General features: G+C 72.7%; 24 protein-coding genes. 14 read left to right on the top strand and 10 right to left on the bottom strand.

What is annotated here, in order from left to right:
• The first annotated feature begins 5 nt into the window (after positions 1 to 5).
• Positions 6 to 644, top strand: coding sequence for a maleylpyruvate isomerase N-terminal domain-containing protein (locus tag AB0A65_RS16170; protein WP_359951971.1), 639 nt, complete (start codon positions 6 to 8; stop codon positions 642 to 644).
• A gap of 84 nt (positions 645 to 728) precedes the next feature.
• Complete coding sequence (locus tag AB0A65_RS16175) at positions 729 to 1172, top strand: hypothetical protein (RefSeq protein ID WP_359951973.1); 444 nt, start codon at positions 729 to 731, stop codon at positions 1170 to 1172.
• A gap of 4 nt (positions 1173 to 1176) precedes the next feature.
• On the opposite strand, the gene AB0A65_RS16180 is transcribed toward AB0A65_RS16175, so the two are convergent.
• From AB0A65_RS16180 to AB0A65_RS16190, 3 genes are read right to left on the bottom strand one after another with little or no spacing between them, the layout of a single operon-like run.
• The gene (locus AB0A65_RS16180; RefSeq protein ID WP_359952223.1) at positions 1177 to 1668 is read right to left on the bottom strand and encodes a methylated-DNA--[protein]-cysteine S-methyltransferase; all 492 of its coding nucleotides are present in this window, start codon (positions 1666 to 1668) and stop codon (positions 1177 to 1179) included.
• Positions 1668 to 3182 (bottom strand): AlkA N-terminal domain-containing protein, encoded by a 1515-nt coding sequence (locus AB0A65_RS16185; protein ID WP_359951975.1) that lies wholly within the window; start codon positions 3180 to 3182, stop codon positions 1668 to 1670. Before AB0A65_RS16185 ends, AB0A65_RS16180 begins: the two co-directional genes overlap by 1 nt.
• Before the next feature lie 49 nt (positions 3183 to 3231).
• A complete protein-coding gene (locus tag AB0A65_RS16190; RefSeq protein WP_359951977.1) occupies positions 3232 to 4224 on the bottom strand; it encodes a tyrosine-type recombinase/integrase in 993 nt (330 codons plus the stop codon).
• An 83-nt stretch (positions 4225 to 4307) separates the two neighbouring features.
• Between AB0A65_RS16190 and AB0A65_RS16195 the strand changes: the two genes are divergently transcribed.
• On the top strand, positions 4308 to 4727 hold the full coding sequence (locus AB0A65_RS16195) for a secondary thiamine-phosphate synthase enzyme YjbQ (protein WP_359951979.1): 420 nt from the start codon (positions 4308 to 4310) through the stop codon (positions 4725 to 4727).
• On the opposite strand, the gene AB0A65_RS16200 is transcribed toward AB0A65_RS16195, so the two are convergent.
• The gene (locus AB0A65_RS16200) at positions 4724 to 5683 is read right to left on the bottom strand and encodes an aldo/keto reductase (protein WP_359951981.1); all 960 of its coding nucleotides are present in this window, start codon (positions 5681 to 5683) and stop codon (positions 4724 to 4726) included. The genes AB0A65_RS16195 and AB0A65_RS16200 overlap by 4 nt on opposite strands.
• Before the next feature lie 54 nt (positions 5684 to 5737).
• On the opposite strand from AB0A65_RS16200, the gene AB0A65_RS16205 reads away from it, so the two are divergent.
• Entirely contained in the window at positions 5738 to 6145 is a 408-nt protein-coding gene (locus AB0A65_RS16205; protein WP_359951983.1) for a MerR family transcriptional regulator, read from the top strand.
• On the opposite strand, the gene AB0A65_RS16210 is transcribed toward AB0A65_RS16205, so the two are convergent.
• Positions 6142 to 6639, bottom strand: a complete 498-nt coding sequence (locus AB0A65_RS16210) for a tetratricopeptide repeat protein (RefSeq protein ID WP_359951985.1) — start codon at positions 6637 to 6639, stop codon at positions 6142 to 6144. The genes AB0A65_RS16205 and AB0A65_RS16210 overlap by 4 nt on opposite strands.
• Before the next feature lie 24 nt (positions 6640 to 6663).
• Positions 6664 to 7395 carry a hypothetical protein gene (locus AB0A65_RS16215; protein ID WP_359951987.1) on the bottom strand — a complete coding sequence of 244 codons (732 nt, stop codon included), beginning with the start codon at positions 7393 to 7395 and terminating at the stop codon, positions 6664 to 6666.
• A gap of 36 nt (positions 7396 to 7431) precedes the next feature.
• Between AB0A65_RS16215 and AB0A65_RS16220 the strand changes: the two genes are divergently transcribed.
• The gene (locus AB0A65_RS16220; protein WP_359951989.1) at positions 7432 to 8103 is read left to right on the top strand and encodes a maleylpyruvate isomerase N-terminal domain-containing protein; all 672 of its coding nucleotides are present in this window, start codon (positions 7432 to 7434) and stop codon (positions 8101 to 8103) included.
• 16 nt (positions 8104 to 8119) lie between these two features.
• Here AB0A65_RS16220 and AB0A65_RS16225 read toward each other — a convergent pair whose 3' ends face one another.
• The gene (locus AB0A65_RS16225) at positions 8120 to 8836 is read right to left on the bottom strand and encodes an HNH endonuclease family protein (protein WP_359951991.1); all 717 of its coding nucleotides are present in this window, start codon (positions 8834 to 8836) and stop codon (positions 8120 to 8122) included.
• 121 nt (positions 8837 to 8957) lie between these two features.
• Between AB0A65_RS16225 and AB0A65_RS16230 the strand changes: the two genes are divergently transcribed.
• The 3 genes from AB0A65_RS16230 to AB0A65_RS16240 all read left to right on the top strand — a co-directional run bounded on the left by AB0A65_RS16230 (position 8958) and on the right by AB0A65_RS16240 (position 10989).
• A complete protein-coding gene (locus AB0A65_RS16230) occupies positions 8958 to 9488 on the top strand; it encodes an AAA family ATPase (protein WP_359951993.1) in 531 nt (176 codons plus the stop codon).
• An 83-nt stretch (positions 9489 to 9571) separates the two neighbouring features.
• Positions 9572 to 10711, top strand: a complete 1140-nt coding sequence (locus AB0A65_RS16235; protein ID WP_359951995.1) for an exo-alpha-sialidase — start codon at positions 9572 to 9574, stop codon at positions 10709 to 10711.
• On the top strand, positions 10708 to 10989 hold the full coding sequence (locus tag AB0A65_RS16240; protein ID WP_359951997.1) for a MoaD/ThiS family protein: 282 nt from the start codon (positions 10708 to 10710) through the stop codon (positions 10987 to 10989). Before AB0A65_RS16235 ends, AB0A65_RS16240 begins: the two co-directional genes overlap by 4 nt.
• A 51-nt stretch (positions 10990 to 11040) precedes the next feature.
• On the opposite strand, the gene AB0A65_RS16245 is transcribed toward AB0A65_RS16240, so the two are convergent.
• Entirely contained in the window at positions 11041 to 11472 is a 432-nt protein-coding gene (locus tag AB0A65_RS16245) for an FKBP-type peptidyl-prolyl cis-trans isomerase (RefSeq protein WP_359951999.1), read from the bottom strand.
• 149 nt (positions 11473 to 11621) lie between these two features.
• Here AB0A65_RS16245 and AB0A65_RS16250 point away from each other — a divergent pair, with 149 nt between their 5' ends.
• Positions 11622 to 12074 carry a MarR family transcriptional regulator gene (locus tag AB0A65_RS16250; RefSeq protein ID WP_359952001.1) on the top strand — a complete coding sequence of 151 codons (453 nt, stop codon included), beginning with the start codon at positions 11622 to 11624 and terminating at the stop codon, positions 12072 to 12074.
• Here the strand turns inward: AB0A65_RS16250 and AB0A65_RS16255 are convergent.
• The gene (locus AB0A65_RS16255) at positions 12068 to 12730 is read right to left on the bottom strand and encodes an NAD(P)H-binding protein (protein ID WP_359952003.1); all 663 of its coding nucleotides are present in this window, start codon (positions 12728 to 12730) and stop codon (positions 12068 to 12070) included. The two genes, AB0A65_RS16250 and AB0A65_RS16255, sit on opposite strands and share 7 nt — an antisense overlap.
• A gap of 122 nt (positions 12731 to 12852) precedes the next feature.
• Between AB0A65_RS16255 and AB0A65_RS16260 the strand changes: the two genes are divergently transcribed.
• The 5 genes from AB0A65_RS16260 to AB0A65_RS16280 all read left to right on the top strand — a co-directional run bounded on the left by AB0A65_RS16260 (position 12853) and on the right by AB0A65_RS16280 (position 16021).
• Positions 12853 to 13458 (top strand): rhomboid family intramembrane serine protease, encoded by a 606-nt coding sequence (locus AB0A65_RS16260; protein WP_359952005.1) that lies wholly within the window; start codon positions 12853 to 12855, stop codon positions 13456 to 13458.
• A complete protein-coding gene (locus AB0A65_RS16265; protein WP_359952007.1) occupies positions 13455 to 13676 on the top strand; it encodes a hypothetical protein in 222 nt (73 codons plus the stop codon). The genes AB0A65_RS16260 and AB0A65_RS16265 overlap by 4 nt, the downstream gene beginning before the upstream one ends.
• 82 nt (positions 13677 to 13758) lie before the next feature.
• Positions 13759 to 14145, top strand: a complete 387-nt coding sequence (locus tag AB0A65_RS16270) for a GntR family transcriptional regulator (RefSeq protein ID WP_359952009.1) — start codon at positions 13759 to 13761, stop codon at positions 14143 to 14145.
• Positions 14142 to 15035, top strand: coding sequence for an ABC transporter ATP-binding protein (locus AB0A65_RS16275; RefSeq protein ID WP_359952011.1), 894 nt, complete (start codon positions 14142 to 14144; stop codon positions 15033 to 15035). Before AB0A65_RS16270 ends, AB0A65_RS16275 begins: the two co-directional genes overlap by 4 nt.
• A complete protein-coding gene (locus AB0A65_RS16280) occupies positions 15032 to 16021 on the top strand; it encodes a transmembrane transport protein (protein WP_359952013.1) in 990 nt (329 codons plus the stop codon). The genes AB0A65_RS16275 and AB0A65_RS16280 overlap by 4 nt, the downstream gene beginning before the upstream one ends.
• 76 nt (positions 16022 to 16097) lie before the next feature.
• Here AB0A65_RS16280 and AB0A65_RS16285 read toward each other — a convergent pair whose 3' ends face one another.
• A complete protein-coding gene (locus AB0A65_RS16285) occupies positions 16098 to 16502 on the bottom strand; it encodes a VOC family protein (protein ID WP_359952015.1) in 405 nt (134 codons plus the stop codon).
• Positions 16503 to 16582: the final 80 nt, after the last annotated feature.

The raw sequence follows: 16582 nt of genomic DNA on the forward strand, positions 1-16582 counted from the left end.
CACCCATGACCGACCTGACCCGCCAGTACCTCGCCGCCGCCCGCACCGCCGCCGGGCTCCTCGCCCACCGCGCCGTCGCCGACCACTGGACCGAACCCTCCGCACTCGACGGGTTCACCGTCGGCGGCCTCGCCGCCCACCTCGCCGCGCAGATCACCTCCGGCGCCGCCGCCGTCGACGCCGACCCCGCCGGAAAACCCCTCATCGGCCTCTTCGAACGCTACGACCAGGCCGGATGGCTCGCCGCCGACATCGACAACGAGGACAACACCGCGATCCGCACCGCCGGAGAGGAAACCGGCGCCGCCGGACCCGACGCCGTCATCGCCGCCGCGGCCACCGCCCTCGGCCGCCTCGACCAGGCACTGCCCGGCCTGCCCGGCGACGCCCCCTCGGGCGACCCGCGCTGGCCCTACGCCACGACCCTCGACGACTTCCTGGTCACCCGGCTCATGGAGCTCGTCGTCCACGCGGACGACCTGGCCTACTCGGTCGGCGTCGACACCCCCGAGTTCGACCAGGACGCCTTCGACACCGCGACGTGGGTCCTGGCCCGCCTCGCGGCCCGGCGCCACGGCCGGCCCGCGCTCATCAGGGCCCTCGCCAGATCCGAACGGGCACCGGGGTCGATCAGCGCCCTCTGACCGCGCCGGGGCCGGGCGCGGTGTGCGCCACGGGCGGTGCGTATAGGGGATGCGCACGCCCCGGCACCGGGTAGGGTCGCCGCCATGGTCTCCCCGCCGGCTCCGACCGTCCGACGCGCCCTCCACGCCGCCGTGTGGCTGCTGGTGGTCCTCGCCGGGCTCATCGCTGCCGTGTGGGGCGTCGGCTGGGCCCTCGAAGGGGGCCCGCAGCCCTCGGCCGACGCCGTCGAGCAGGCCGTCCACCTCGAACTCCCCGACGGCACGGAGGTCGTGGACGCGGACCTGTCGCAGGCGCAGCCGCCGATGCCCGGCGACCGCGCCGAGGCCACCGTGCGCATCGAGCCCGACGCGTTCGGGGCGTTCATCGCCGACAACGACATGGACGCCCCGCTGCTGGCCGGGGTCACCCCGGCCGGGACGGCCTCGGGGATCATCCCGGCCGGGTGCACCGACGAGGTCTGCTACTCCGCGACCATCGTCGTCACCGACGACGCCGTCGAAGTCGCCCTCACCGTCACCCTCCTGTAGAACCTCAGGCGAACAGCGCGGGCTCGCCGCGCTCCAGGCCCAGCAGCCACTCCTTGCGCCACAGGCCGCCCGCGTACCCGGTGAGCTTCCCGTTCGAGCCGATCACCCGGTGGCAGGGGACGACGATCGCGATCGGGTTGCGCCCGTTCGCCAGCCCCACCGCCCGCACCGCCTTCGGGTCCCCGAGGTTCTGCGCCACGTCCAGGTACGACCAGGTCTCGCCGTAGGGGATGCGGACGAGCTCGGCCCACACCCGGTGCTGGAACCCGGTGCCCTCGGCCGCCAGCGGCAGGTCGAAGTCCTTCAGCTCGCCCGCGAAGTACGCCTCCAGCTGGTCCTGCGCCCTCGCGAGCACCGGGGTGGCCTCCTCGGGGCCCCAGACGTCCTTCATCTCCTCGACGCCCATGTGGACGTACGTCAGGCCCTCCTCGACCGCCGAGACCGCCATCAGGCCCAGGGGCGTCTCGAACTTCACATGCCTCGCGTCGGTGCGCATCACGCGTCCGCCTTCTCTCGTTGCGTCTCGTTCATCGTGTGGTCTGGTGTGCGGTTGGTGGGGTGCTCGGTGGAGGCCCACAGGTACTGGACGGCGTAGGCCCGCCAGGGCCGCCACGCCTGGGACCGGGCCTCCAGGGCCCGCCCGGCGCCGAGCCCGAGGGCTTCGGCGCCCTTGATGACGCCGAGGTCCTTGACGGGGAACGCGTCGGGGTCGCCCATGGCGCGCATGGCGACCATCTCCACCGTCCACGGCCCCACCCCAGGCACGGCCGCCAACTGGGCCCTCGCGGTGGGCCAGTCGGCGCCGGGCCCCAGCTCCACCGACCCGTCCGCCAGCGCCGCCGCGAGGGCGAGGACGGTGCGTTTGCGGCTGCCGGGCATCGGCAGGTGCGCGGGGTCGGCTCCGGCCAGCGCGGCCGGTTCGGGGAACAGCCTGGTCAGGCCGCCGTCGGGGTCGTCGACTACTTCGCCGTAGGTGTCGGCGAGGCGTGCGGCGATGGTCGCGGCGGAGGCGGTGGAGACCTGCTGGCCGATGACGGCGCGGATCGCGTACTCGTCGGCGTCGGCCTTCCGGGGGACCCGTCTGCCGGGGGTCTTGGCGACGAGGGGCGCGAGCGCCTCGTCGGCGGCGAGGGCCTCCATGGGGGCGTGGGGGTCGGCGTCGAGGTCGAGCATGCGCCGGCAGCGGGCGACGGCGGCGGTGACGTCGCGCAGGTCGGCGACGCGCAGCCGGGCCTCGATGTACCCGGGTCCGGGTTGCAATGCGACGATGCCGGGGCCGCCGGGCAGGCGCAGGGTCCGCCGGTAGGCGCCGTCGCGCCATTCCTCGACGCCGGGGGCCGCGGCGGCGGCGAGGTGCCCGAACAGGTTGGACGGCTCGAAGGGCTCGCGGTAGGCCAGGCGCAGGCTGATGGCCCCGCCCCCGGCCGGGCGGGTCCTGGTCTTGGCGCGCAGTTCGGTGGGGGAGCAGGCGAACACGTCGGCGACGACGCGGTTGAACGCCCGGATGGACGCGAACCCGGCGGCGAAGGCGACCTGGCCCATGGGGAGGTCGGTGTTCTCGATCAGGGTGCGGGCGACCTGGGCGCGCTGAGCGCGGGCGAGGGCGGCGGGTCCGGCGCCGACTTCGGCGATCAGGAGCCGCTCCAGCTGCCGGAGGGAGTAGCCGAGGCGCCGGGCGAGTCCGGCGGCGCCGTCGCGGTCGACGACGCCTTCGGCGATGAGGCGCATGGCGCGGGCGCACACGTCGGAGCGCCAGTCCCAGGCGGGGGAGCCGGGGGAGGCGTCGGGGCGGCAGCGTTTGCACGCACGGTACCCGGCGTCCTGGGCGGCGGCCGCGGAGGCGTAGAACCGCTGGTGTTCGCGTTTGGGTTTGACCGCGGGGCAGGAGGGCCGGCAGTAGATGCCGGTGGAGGTGACGGCGAGGAACACCCAGCCGTCGAACCGCGCGTCGCGTCCGGCGACCGCGGCCTGGAGCTGCTCCTCGTTGCCGAGTATCTGAAGATCCGCCATGCTTTAAGCGTGCCCCACGGGTCCGACAGGGTCTAGCCAGAAATCGACATCACGATTCGGGGAGCTGCAACCGGTCGACGGCCTCGCGCGAGCGCCGCGCCGGTCTGCGGTCGTACCTGGCGGTGGTGGCGGGGGAGGCGTGGCCGACGAGGGACTGGGTGATCGCCAGGTCGACGCCGGCGTCGAGGAGCTCGCCGATGAACGTGCGGCGGAAGTCGTGGGGGGTGTGGCGGCGCTGCCCGGCCTCCACGAGCCGCTTCGTCAGGAGGTCGGCGATGGCCTGCCCGGTCATGCCGGAGAGCCGGTTGCCGTCGAGTTTGAGCTTCCCGGCCTTGTTGATGGGGCAGAACAGGGCCCCGGGGGTGTTGCCGCGCACGGCCATCCACCGGTCGATGCGGGCCTGGGCGGCCTCGGTGACGTAGACGGCGCGCTCCTTGTTGCCCTTGCCGACGATGCGGATGGCCCGCTCGGCGGGGTCGTAGTCGGCCAGCCGCATCGACGCGATCTCGCTGCGCCGGCACCCCGTGGAGTACAGGGTCGCGAGGACGGCCGCGTCCCTCGCGCCGGCGGGGCCGGGGTCGGCGTCGCACGCGTACAGGGCCGCGCCGAGGGCCTCGCCGTCGACCTGCTGCCCGACCGGGAGGCGCTTGGCCTTCACCGGCTGGAGGTCGCAGGCCCGCTGGTAGTCCTCGGCGGCCATCAGGTCGAGGCGCCACGCCTCCTTCAGCACGCGCCGCAGGGCGGCGAGGTGCTTGTTGACGTACGCGCCGGACCAGCCCGCGTCGATCATCGCCGCCCGCAGGCGCGAGGTGTGCTCGTACCGGAGCAGGTGCCACGGCTGGCCCTCGCCGGAAGTGCCGGGGTCGCCGGAGAGGAGCTGCGCGATCCGGTCGAGGCACCCGCGCATCGTCCGCCGCGACTCGGCCGACCCCAACGAGTCCAGGTAGGCCCGGTACGGGTCGGCGCTGGAGGGGACCGCGACCGTCCCCCAGTCGACGCCCGACAGGTCCAGTCCCGCCAGGGCCTTCCCGGTGCCTTCCAACGATCTTCCCTCCGACGGCATGGCGTCCACCCTAGACGACGGCACCGACACCCGGGCCGGTGCGGCATGGCAGGATCGCGTCCATGAACTCGGCGTTCCACACCACGACCATCGAGGTCCACACCGGACGGCGCGAGGCCGTCCGCAACCTCACCGGCGACTGCGAGGCGTTCCTGTCCTCCATCGGCGCCCGCGAGGGCCTGCTCAACGTGTTCGTGCCCCACGCGACCGCCGGGATCGCGGTCATCGAGACCGGCGCCGGGTCCGACGAGGACCTCCTCGACGCCCTCGGGGACCTCCTGCCCCGCACCGACCGGTGGCGCCACCAGCACGGCTCCATCGGCCACGGCCGCGACCACGTCCTCCCCGGCCTCGTCGCCCCCCACGCGACACTCCCGGTGGTCGCCGGACGGCTCGCCCTGGGCACATGGCAGTCGGTGCTCCTGGTGGACACCAACCGCGACAACCCCGACCGGACCGTCCGGCTCTCCTTCCTCGGCTAAGCCGCCGCCGACAGCCGCCGCCACTGCTCCGCGTCCAGCTTCAACGCGACCCCGGCCGCGGCCTCCTCCAGCTGCGCCACCGACGACACCCCGACCAGGGGGACGATCGGCGCCTCGTGCGCGACCAGCCACGCCAGCACCACCTGGTTGCGCGTCGCACCCGTCTCCGAGGCCACCTCGTCCAGGACCGCAAGCCGCGCCTCGGTCCCCGGATGCGCGTAATGCTCCCCGAGCGGCTTCTTCACATACGCGCCCGACAGCAGCGAGGAGTACGCGAGCAGCGCCGACCCGGGCGTGTTCGCGATGAAGTCCAGGTCCGTCGGCTCGGCGTGGACGTGCCCGCCCTCGGGCAGCACCGCCCCCGGGCGCGGCTTCAGGTACGAGTACCGGTTCTGCATCGCCGTGTAGGCCGCCGCACCCGCCCCCGACGCCACGCCGAGGGCCTGCTGGACGCGCCACGCGGTGTAGTTCGAGGCCCCGACCATGCGGGCCTTCCCGGCCCGGACGGCGTCGTCGAACCCGGCGACGGTCTCCTCCAGCGGCGTGTCCCGGTCGTCGCGGTGGGCCCAGAACAGGTCCACCCGGTCGGTACCCAGCCTGGCCAGGGACTCCTCCAGCGCCGCACCGATCCTGGCCCGGCTCAACGGCTCCGAATGCTCCATCCCCCCGCCGGGGAACGAGGGCCGGCGCCCGGCCTTCGTCGCCAGCACCACCTCCTCCCGGGTGCCGCGCGCGGCGAACCAGCGACCCAGCAGCAGCTCCGACTGGTCCCCGGTCCCGTCCCCCTCCCAGAACATGTAGCAATTGGCGGTGTCGATGAAATTCCCGCCCAACTCGACGAACCGGTCCAGGATCGCGAAACTCGCCGCCTCATCCTGCTGCGTCCCCAGGGCCATCGCCCCCAGGCACAGCCGCGACACCCCGACACCGTCCGGCCCCAATGCGATCCGCTCCACAGCGGTCCCCTTCCACTCGTCGACTCACTGACACCGACGACGGTAGGACCTGGAGTGGACTCCAACGCAAACCCGCAGGCCGCACGCGTATCCTCGACCCACGTGGACACCTACACGATCGGCGAATGCGCCCGCCGCTCCGGCTTCACCATGGACACCCTCCGCTACTACGAGCGCATCGGCCTCATCGACCAGATCGGCCGCACCCCCACCGGGCAGCGCCGCTTCAACGACGACCACCTCGAATGGCTCAGCGTCCTCAAATGCCTCCGCGACACCGGCATGCCCGTCGAGCAGATGCACCGCTTCGCCACCCTCGCCCGCGACGGCGACCACACCATCCCCGAACGCATCGCCCTCCTCCAAGCCCACAAGACCGCCGTCGACGCCCGCATGGACGACCTCGCCGCCAAACGCGACTACATCCTCGGGAAGATCGACTACTACAAGTCCGTCAGCTAACCGACCGGGCCCAGCCCCACCAGGCCGCGCGCATAATTGACCGTCGACCGCTGGTACCGCGGCAGCGTCGGCGCCAGCGCCACCAGCGCCACCGACAGGCCCTCCCGGTCCCGGCCCAGCTTCGCCAGCGTCAGCGCCTCGCACATCGCCAGCGCCCCGTCATAGGAGTCCGAACCCCGGCCCTTCTCCTCCTCGATCATCACCAGAGCCTCCTCCGGACGACCCGTCTCCCGCAGCGACGACGCCATCTGGATCGACACCCGACGCCGCCGCACCCCCGACAGCCCCGCCTCCACGGCCCGGCCGTAGTAGCCCACCGCCTCCTCGGTGAACCCCGTCGAGTCGTGCGCACCCCCGACCTCGAACAACCCCACCGCCACATCGTCCGCCTCCGCAGCGAGGTCCTTCATCGCCTGCACGAACTCCTCACGGCCCATCGCATCGAGCCGCTCCCACAGCGCCGCACACCGCACTTCCCAAGCCTCATCAGTCATGGCGAGAAACATACGCCTCCCACCTCACGCCGCACCGAGCCCATCCGCCAGCGACCCCAGCAGCCCCAGGAACCGCAACCGCTCACCCGCGTCCAGCACCCCGTACACCGGCTCATCCAGCCGATCCGTCTCCACCTCGATCGCCTCCCGCTCCGCACCCGCCCCCATCTCCCGGATCCCCGCCGCCGTCAACCCCGCACCCCGCCACGCCGCACGATGCGCATCCGCCCGGTGATGCCGCAACGCCCCCAACCGCACCGACAACCGCGCCGCCGCACTCGCCCCCTCCGGCTCGAACCCCGGCGCCAGACCCAGGAACGCCGCACCACCCGACACCCGCCCCGACACCAGCAACCGACCCGCCAGAGCATTCAACTCGTCCAACGCCCCGAGCCCCGGCATCGTCGCGATCGGCCGCGCCGACCACAACCGCTCCGCCGCCTCACCGATCACCCGCAGATTCGCCAACGACACCTCCCGCCCCAGCTCCGTCAACGCCCACGACCCGTCCGCACCCCGCACCACCACACCCTGCGCCAACTCCACCGTCGGCTCCCGCACCGCATACGACATCGCATCCGCCAACGCCACCCCGGGCACCGGACCCGCCAGCAGCCCGTAGTAGTACGACGTCTCGAACCCCGGCTCCAACCCCCGCGCCCCGTACACCTCCCGCAACCCCGGCCGCGACGCCACCCGGATCGACAGATACACCCGGTCCAGCACCGGACGCACCACAGCCGCGAACGAGACCATCACACACTCCCCGGAAACGACGCCTACGATCCCCACATGATCCCACCGCCACCGCTCCCCGCACTGACCGCCGAGACCACCCGACTCGCCCACGCCCTCAACCACATCACCGACTGGCACGCCCCCACCCGCTGCACCCCCTGGGACGCCGCCGCCCTCACCGCCCACATCACCGGCGCCCTCGCCCGCCTCGACCCCATGCTCGACGCCCCCGAACCCCCGCGCGCCACCGTCACCGCCGCCGGCTACTACGCCCCCGACCACCGCTTCGCACCCGACACCAACACCACCCGCATCGACACCGCCACCCGAGCCGCCCAAGCCGGGGGACCGACACTCACCACCGCATTCGAGAACACCGCCGCCCGCATCCTCCACCGCTGCACCAGCGCACGCCCCGGCCGGCGCGTCACCACTCGCCACGGCGACCCCATGACCCTCGACGACTTCCTCACCACCAGAGTCGTCGAGACCGCCGTCCACGGCATCGACCTCGCCGACGCCACCGCGCAACCCCGCTGGACCACCCCCGAAGCCCAGCACCACATCGCCCACCTGCTCCTCGGCCACGACCACCCGACCGCGCTGGCCGCCCTCGGGCTCGACCCGCTCGCGTTCATCGCCAAAGCCACCGGACGCGACGACTTCACCGCACCCGAACGCGCCCAGGCCGACGCACTCGGCGTCACCTGGCTCACCCTCGGCTGATCAACCCACGCGCGCCCTAGCAGGCGCCGGCGTACTCCAGGAGCGACGCCTGCTCGGCCTCGTCCACGGTGAGGGACCACTCCTTCTTGACCTCGACCCACGCCCACACGTAGGCGCACCAGACGGTCTCGTCCTCGGGCATCCACTCGGCCGGGTCCTGGTCGGACTTGGAGCGGTTGGAGGAGGCGGTGACGGCGATGAGGTGCCAGGAGTTGCCGAGCCAGTTCGCGTACGACTGGCGGTCCTCGGTGGTCCAGTCGACCGCGCCGGAGCCCCACGCCTCCTTGAGCGGCACGAAGTGGTCGATGTCGAGGTCGCCGGAGGCGGTGACCGTCTCGGCGTCGTACATGGACACCCACTCGCCGGTCATGGCGCCGCCGCAGTCGGCCTCGGTGAGGCTCCCGGACCGGTCCTGGGCGACGAGCACGTCGTCGCGCGCGTCGCAGCCGTTCCCGTCCTCGTCCTTCCAGTGCGGGAACAGGGACCGGTCGTACCCCTCGTTCTGCTCCTCGGCGACGGTGAGCGCCTCGATGTCCGCGGTCAGGGCCGCCGCGTCCACCGTGACGGTGAACGGCGCGGTCGCGGAGAACTCCGCCGACACCTGCGAACCGGTCCCGTCCCCCGAGGCCGCGTCGGAGGAGGAGGCGTCGTCGATCGCGTCGGACAGCTCCTGGCAGCCGGTCGACAGCAGCAGCAGCGGGGACAGCAGCAGGGCAACACGGGAGGCGCGCATGTTCACTTGTCCTAACAGGATCGATCACGGGGCGGGCGGGGGCGCAGGTGCGCCCAGGGTGTCCGCAACGTAACACGAACGCACGCCCCGCAACAGGTCCGCCCCTGCTAGATTCCCCCGAATGATCGTATGGCTCAACGGCCCCTTCGGCGCCGGCAAGACCACGACCGCGCGCCTCCTCCAGGAGGCCCTCCCGGCCCGCGTCTTCGACGCCGAGCACGTCGGATACCTCCTGCGCGGCATCATCGGCGACCTCCCGCACACCGACTTCAAGGAATGGGCCCCCTGGCGCGCCCTCACCGTCGAGACCGCCCGCCAGGTCCTCGACTTCGCCGGCGGCACCCTCGTCGTCCCGCAGACCGTCCTCCAGCACCGGTACTGGACCGAACTCATGGACGGCTTCGCCGCGCACGCCATCCCCGTCCGCGCCTTCACCCTCCACACCGACCGCGGCACCTTCACCGACCGCGTCGAACACGACGCCGACGAGGCCACCGCCGTGCAGTGGCGCCTCGACCACCGCGGCCCCTACGAGACCGCCCTCGACACCTGGCTCGCCGACGCCACCACCGTCGTCGACAACACGCACCGCACCCCCGAGGAGACCGCCGGCGCCATCCTGGACCACCTCCAGGCGCGGACCACGCGGTAGGAAACCCCGGAACTGCCTGAAAACGTCACACCCGGGCGCGACGATGGGACCGACAGCCACAACGCACGGCAAAGGAGCCCGCCATGGCCTACCTCGTCCTCATCGGCACCCGCAAAGGACTCTTCACCGCCACCAGCGACGACCGCGTCCACTGGTCCGTCGACGGCCCCGCCAAACTCGACGCCGACGGCTTCACCGCCGTCGCCGAGATCTTCGCCGCCGCCTGCGACCCCGCCACCGGCCGCGTCCTCGTCGGCGCCAGCACCTTCTTCGGCCCCTCCATCTGGCGCTCCGACGACCACGGCCGCACCTGGGACGAACCCGTGAACGCCCCCATGGAGTTCCCCCAGGACCTCCCGTACCGGCCCCTCGACTACTCCGACACCGCCGGCATCGACCAGCCCGACTCCACCAAGACCAACACCGTCAAAAAGATCTGGCAGCTCGCCTTCGGCCCCGGCGAACGCGTCTGGGCCGGCGTCGAACCCACCAGCCTGTGGACCTCCGACGACTCCGGCCGCACCTTCGCCTTCAACCGCGCCCTCTGGGACCACCCCCAGCACACCACCTGGGCCTCCGGCGGCGCCGGACCCGCCGTCCACACCATCGTCCCCGACCCCGGCGACCCCGACGCGCTCACCGTCGCCATCTCCTCCGGCGGCATCTACCGCACCGGCGACGACGGGCGCACCTGGGACGGCATTGCCAAAGGCATCACCGTCGACTACGGCCCCGACCCCGAACCCGAGTCCGGCCAGTGCATCCACAAGGTCACCCGCGCCGCCGACGGCACCCTCTACGCCCAGAGCCACGGCCCCGCCTACCGCGCCGACGGCCCCGACGGCGGCTGGACCAACATCTCCCAGAACCTGCCCACCGACTTCGGGTTCGCGATCGTCGCCCACCCCACCGAACCCGGCACCGTCACCGCCTGGCCCGTCGGCGAGTCCATGGACCGCACCCCGCCCGGCCACCGCATCGCCCCCTGGCGCACCACCGACCGCGGCGACACCTGGACCGCCTGGGACGCGGGCCTCCCCGACGAGGACTACTTCGGCACCGTCATGCGCGACGGCGCCTGCACCGACGGCGCCGCCGACCCCGGCTGGTACTTCGGCACCCGCTGCGGCGACGTCTGGGCCGCCGCCGACGGCGGCGCCTGGCACCAGGTCGCCGCCCACCTCCCCGACGTCCTCTGCGTCCGCGCCATGGAGACCCCGTGACCACCGACGTCAAGATCCCCGCCGCACTCGCCTCCGAATGCGGCGGCGCCCGCCACCTCGCCGTCGACCTCGACGAGCACGCCACGCTCGCCGACCTCCTCGACGCCCTCGCCCGCACCCACCCGCGCCTGGCCAGACGCCTGCGCGACGAGTCCGGGCGGCTCCGCCGCTACGTCAACGTCTACATCGGCGACGACGAGTCCCGCCGCCTCCAAGGACTCGACACGCCCCTCACCGGCCGCGACGTCCAGATCCTCCCCTCCATCGCCGGAGGCTGAACACGCGAAAGGAGGGGGCGCCCCGCAAGGCACCCCCTCCAAAAACCAGGACTACTTCTGGCCGTTCACCGACACCACGTCGACCACGAACACCAGCGTCTCGTTCGGGCCGATCACGCCGCCCGCACCCGACGCCCCGTACCCGAGCTCCGGCGGGATCACGACCAGCCGGCGACCGCCGACCTTCGCGCCCACCAGGCCGTCGTTCCACCCCTGGATCACCGGGGCCGAACCCAGCGGCGACACCGTGAACGGCTGCGCCCCGCGGTTCCACGACGCGTCGAACTCCTTGCCGTTCGACCAGTTGAACCCTGCGTACTGCACCGCGACCGCGTCCCCGGCCTGCGCCACCGCACCCGAGCCCTCGACCACGTCGAACACCAGCAGCCCCGCCGGAGCCGCCGCGTCGGGCACCGTCACCTGCGGCCGCGACGCCGTGTCCGCGGACACCGACACCTCGACCCCGTCACCGATCTGCACCATTCCCGCAAACCCCTCTCGATCAGCCGCCCCAGGCGGCACCGCACAAACCCCAACAGCCTAAGCACCGCGCCCGGACCCACCGCCCAGACCCCCCGGACCCGGACCTCGCCTATCCTGAACCCCACCCGACCCGCCAGGAGCAGCCGCCGATGACCAGCAACGCCCACGACGTCACCGAACTCCTGCGCCACCTCACCGTCCAGCTCCGCCTGCTCAACCACCAGGTCTCCGACCGACTCGGCCTCCAAGACGTCGACCTCGAATGCCTCGACCTCATCACCCGCACCGGGCCCCTCACCGCCACCGCGCTCGCCCGCGCCGCCGACCTCCACCCCGCCACCGCCACCGGGGTCCTCGACCGGCTCGAAGCGGCCGGGTGGATCCGCCGCGACCGCGTCCCCACCGACCGGCGCGCCGTCCACCTCACCGCCGAGCCCGACCGCACCGGCGAGGTCCGCGCCCTCTACGAGCCCCTGCGCGGCGCCATCGCCGACATCTGCGCGGACTTCACCCCCGACCAGCTGGAGGCGGTCGCGGCGTTCCTCGGCCGGGCCGCCGACGCCGGACGCGCCGCTACCGACGACCTGGCCGCACGTCAGTAGGCCACGCCCAGGACCTTCCCGATCGACGCCGGGTCGACCGCCGCATCGAGCATCGCCGCCGCCAGGTCCGCCCGCGAGATCGTCGAACCGTTCCGCGGATTGCACCCGACCGCGGTGCGCCAGACACCCTTCGCGGGCCCGTCGGTCAGCCGCGGCGGCCGCACCACCGTCCACTCCAGACCGGAGTCGAGGACGGCGTCCTCCATCGCCGCGAGGTCCGCGTAGTGCCCGGCCAGCGCGCGCTTGACGATCGGCGTCACCAGCCGCAGCAGCGGCCCGTCCCCGGGGTCGAACCGGGGCTTGTCCGGACGCACCGCCGTCTTCACGGTGCCGATCGGCGCGGCCGACAGCACCACCAGGCGCCGTACCCCGGCCGCGCGCATCGCCGCGACGAGCGCCAGCGTCCCCGTGGTCGCGACGCCCGCATCGGCCTTGCCCGTGGCCCCGAGCGCGGAGACGACGGCGTCCGCCCCGCCCATTGCGGCCGCGAGGGCCCCGGCGTCGGGGGAGCTGAAGTCGATGCGCGCGTGGGGGACGCCGGGCGGGAGCTTCCCGGGGGAGCGGACCAGGGCGGTCACGTCGTGGCCGGACGAGCGCGCCCGGTCCAGGACCAGGCGGCCGGTCGCACCGGTCGCGGCGGCAAGTACGAGTTTCACTGGGGGTCTCCTCACCGAAGAAAGTATTACGAGAACCATACTATCCGAGTTCCGAAGCAACACGCGTGCGCGCGCACCGGCTACCCTTCACACCACCGACCGAATCCCAGCGAGGAGCCGCAGTGACCCTCCCCGTCCAGCCCCCGACCCCCCGCCCCGCGCACCCCCTCCGCCGCGCGCTCGCCACCTGGGGCGCCATCGCCGCGCTCCTGTGGGCGGTGCTCCTGGTCGACCTCGTGCTGCCCGCGCACCTGACGCAGTACGGCATCACCCCGCGGACCCTCGACGGCCTCGTCCCCGGCATCCTCGCCGCCCCGTTCCTCCACGCCGACGTTGCGCACCTCGCCGCCAACACCGTGCCCCTGGTCGTCATGGGCGTCATCTGCGCGCTGCGCGACCGCCGCGGCATGTGGACGGCCCTGGCGTTCGCGCTCGTCGTCTCCGGCCTCGGCGTGTGGCTCGTCTCCCCGGCGCACTCGGTGACCGTGGGCGCCTCCGGCGTCGCCTTCGGGCTCCTCGGGTACCTCCTCGCGCGCGGGGTCTTCATGCGCCGCATCGGGGACCTGCTCATCGCACTGCTCGTCTTCGCGGTCTACGGCTCCCTCATCTGGGGCGTCCTGCCCACCAGCCCCTACGTGTCCTGGCAGGCGCACCTGTTCGGGTTCCTCGGCGGCATCGCCGCCGCGATCACCGTCGCCCGCACCCGCCGCCAGGCGGCGCCCGCGTGAGCGCCGCCTCCGGGTTCTCCCACCGCGAGCGCGGGGACGGCACCGTCGTGATCCTCCACCGCGGCCGGGCCGCCGCCACCCTGCGCGGGGCCCGCGCCGCGAAGTTCCTCGCCGAGCTCGACGCCGGCGACCCGCAGCTCGTCATGGCCCGCTGGACCGGCGCCTACAAGTTCGGCAACGAGCGCACCGCCCGCAACCACCCCCGCAACCAGCGATAACACCGCGGGGGAGGACCCCGCGTTTGACAGTCCCATCCCCACAGCCCTATAGTGCTAACATCCTAGTGAAATAGAGAAAGTTGTGATCGACTTCCACCTCGAACCGCGCTCCGGCGTGGCCCCCTACATGCAGCTCGTCCACCAGGTCCAGCAGGCCCTCAGGCTCGGGATGCTCACCGTGGGGGACCAGCTGCCGACGGTCAAGCAAGTCGTGGCCAAAGTCGCCATCAACCCCAACACCGTCCTCAAGGCGTACCGCGAACTCGAACGCCAGGGACTCGTCGCACCCAAACCCGGGCGCGGCACCTTCGTCACCGCGACCCTCGCGGGCGACGACCTCGACGCCCACGCCGCACTCCGCGCGGGCCTCGACCAGTGGATCGCCCGCGCCCGCGCCGCCGGCCTCGCCGACGACGCGATCCGGGCCCTCTTCGACACCACCATGAGAAGGACCGCGCAGGAACCATGAACACCCCCGTCATCGCGACGAACGCGCTCACCAAGCGCTACGGGCCCCACGCGGCCCTCACCGACGTCACCCTCGACATCCCCGCCGGGCGCATCGTCGGCCTCGTCGGCCCCAACGGCGCCGGCAAGTCCACGCTCCTGGCCCTCGCCGCCGGGCTCATCCGACCCACCTCCGGCACCGTCGAAGTCCTCGGGAACCGGCCCGCCGCCGACGCCGAGCAGCTCGCCCGCGTCGGCTTCGTCGCCCAGGACACCCCCGTCTACGCGCAGCTCACCGTCGCCGACCACCTGAAACTGGGGGAGAAGCTCAACCCCCGCTGGGACCCCGGGCTCGCCGAGGAGCGCCTGCGCCAGACCGGCCTGGACCCCGCCAAGAAGGCCGGACGCCTCTCCGGCGGCCAGCGGGCCCAGCTCGCCCTCACCCTCGCCGCCGCCAAACGCCCCGAACTGCTCATCTTCGACGAGCCCGTCGCCGCGCTCGACCCGCTCGCCCGCCGCTCGTTCCTCCAGTCCCTCATGGAGTTCGTCGCCGACATGGACGTCTCCGTCGTCCTCTCCTCGCACCTCATCGCCGACGTCGAACGCGTCTGCGACCACCTCGTCATCCTCGCCGAGTCCCGCGTCCAAGTCGCGGGGGAGATCGACGACCTCACCGCCGCCCACCACCGCATCGTCGGCCCCCGCGGCAGCCTCGACGAACTCCCCGCGGGCGTCCAGGTCATCGCCGCCGAGCACACCCCACGACAGTCCACCCTCGTCGTCCACGACACCACCGGCGGGCGCCTCGACCTGCCCGGCGCCGAGCCGATCGGCCTGGAGGACATGGTCCTCACCTACCTCCACCGCGCCGAAGGCCCCGCCGCCCCGATCCTCCAGGAGACCGCCCGATGATCTGGCTGACCTGGCGCCAGATGCGCGCCCAGACCCTGTGGACCGCCGCCGTCCTCGCCGCGGCCGCCGCCTACATCCTCTACCTCGCCTGGGACATCAGGGACGCCTACCGCACCCTCGTCACCGAGTGCACCACCGAATGCGACCAGGCCGCCCACTACCTCAACGACGAGTTCGGCATGCCCCTGACACTCCTGGGCCTGCTCCTGCTCGCCGGACTCGCCGTCTTCGGCGCGTTCTGGGGCGCACCCCTGATCACCCGCGAACTCGAAGCGGGCACCCACCGCCTCGCCTGGACCCAGTCGATCACCCGCACCCGCTGGCTCACCGTCAAACTCGCCGTCGCCGGGGGAGCCGGCGTCGTCCTCGCCGGGTCCGTCACACTCCTGCTGACCTGGGCCGTCAGCCCCCTCGACGACCTCGCCGACTCCCGGTTCCACCCCATCGAGTTCGTCACGCGCAACGCCGCACCCTTCGGATACGCCGTCCTCGCCTTCACACTCGGCCTGGCGATCGGCGCACTCGCCCGCCGCACCCTCGCCGCGATGGCCGTGACACTCCTGGCGTTCCTCGGCCTCCAGCTCGTCATGGGCGGATACGTCCGGCCCCTGTACGCCGAACCGGTCACCGAGACCGTCACCATGGCCGACGCCAACACGGTCGGCCTCATCGACGGCCTCGCCCTCGACGACTCCGGCGCCACCGTCATGGGCTACACCATCCCCGGCGCCTGGGTCATCAGCGACGAGATGCCCGTGCGCATGGCCGACGGCTCCGCGTTCACCGGCGACGACGCCGACGACTGCCGGGCCGCCAACGTCCCGCCCGACGAGTGCATGTCGCAGAAGGACGCCGCGTTCGACGTCGTCTACCAGCCCGCCGACCGGTACTGGCGGTTCCAGTGGACCGAGGTCGCCATCGCGCTCGGCCTCTCCGCGATCCTGACCGGCGCCGCCTACTGGCGGATCCGCCGCGGCATCAACTAGCGATATTCCCACAAGCAACGGTGGGCGGGACCCATGTCCCGCCCACCGTCTTCTCGCCCGTTTCCCGCGCGGGGGACTAGCTCCCCGCGATGTTCACCATCCAGCCGATCCCGAACCGGTCGACCACGGCCCCGAACTCGTCGCCCCACAGCTGCTTCTCCAGCGGGATGTTCACCGACCCGCCCTCCGACAGGCCCGCGAAATACCCGCGCAGCGCATCACCGTCGTCGCCCGAGAGGCTGATCGAGATGTTCTGGCCCGGCACGTACGGCATCCCCGGCGGCGTGTCCGACGCCATGATCGTGAACCCGGCCGGCGACGTCAACTGCGCGTGCATCACCTGCTCAGCCGGGGCGTCCGGCACCCCCGAGTCGCCGAACGTCATCACGTTCAGCTCCCCGCCCAGCACCGACTGGTAGAACTCCATCGCCTCCCGCGCGCTCCCGTTGAACGACACGTAGGGATTGAGGATCGAACCCATCGCAGACTCCTTCCGCCCGATCTACCCGCCATCGTCGCAGCGCCCACCGACAACGGCAGCCGAACTGCGAACCCCGGGGG

Source organism: Glycomyces sp. NPDC047010 (assembly GCF_040644205.1).
GTDB lineage: Bacteria > Actinomycetota > Actinomycetes > Mycobacteriales > Micromonosporaceae > Glycomyces.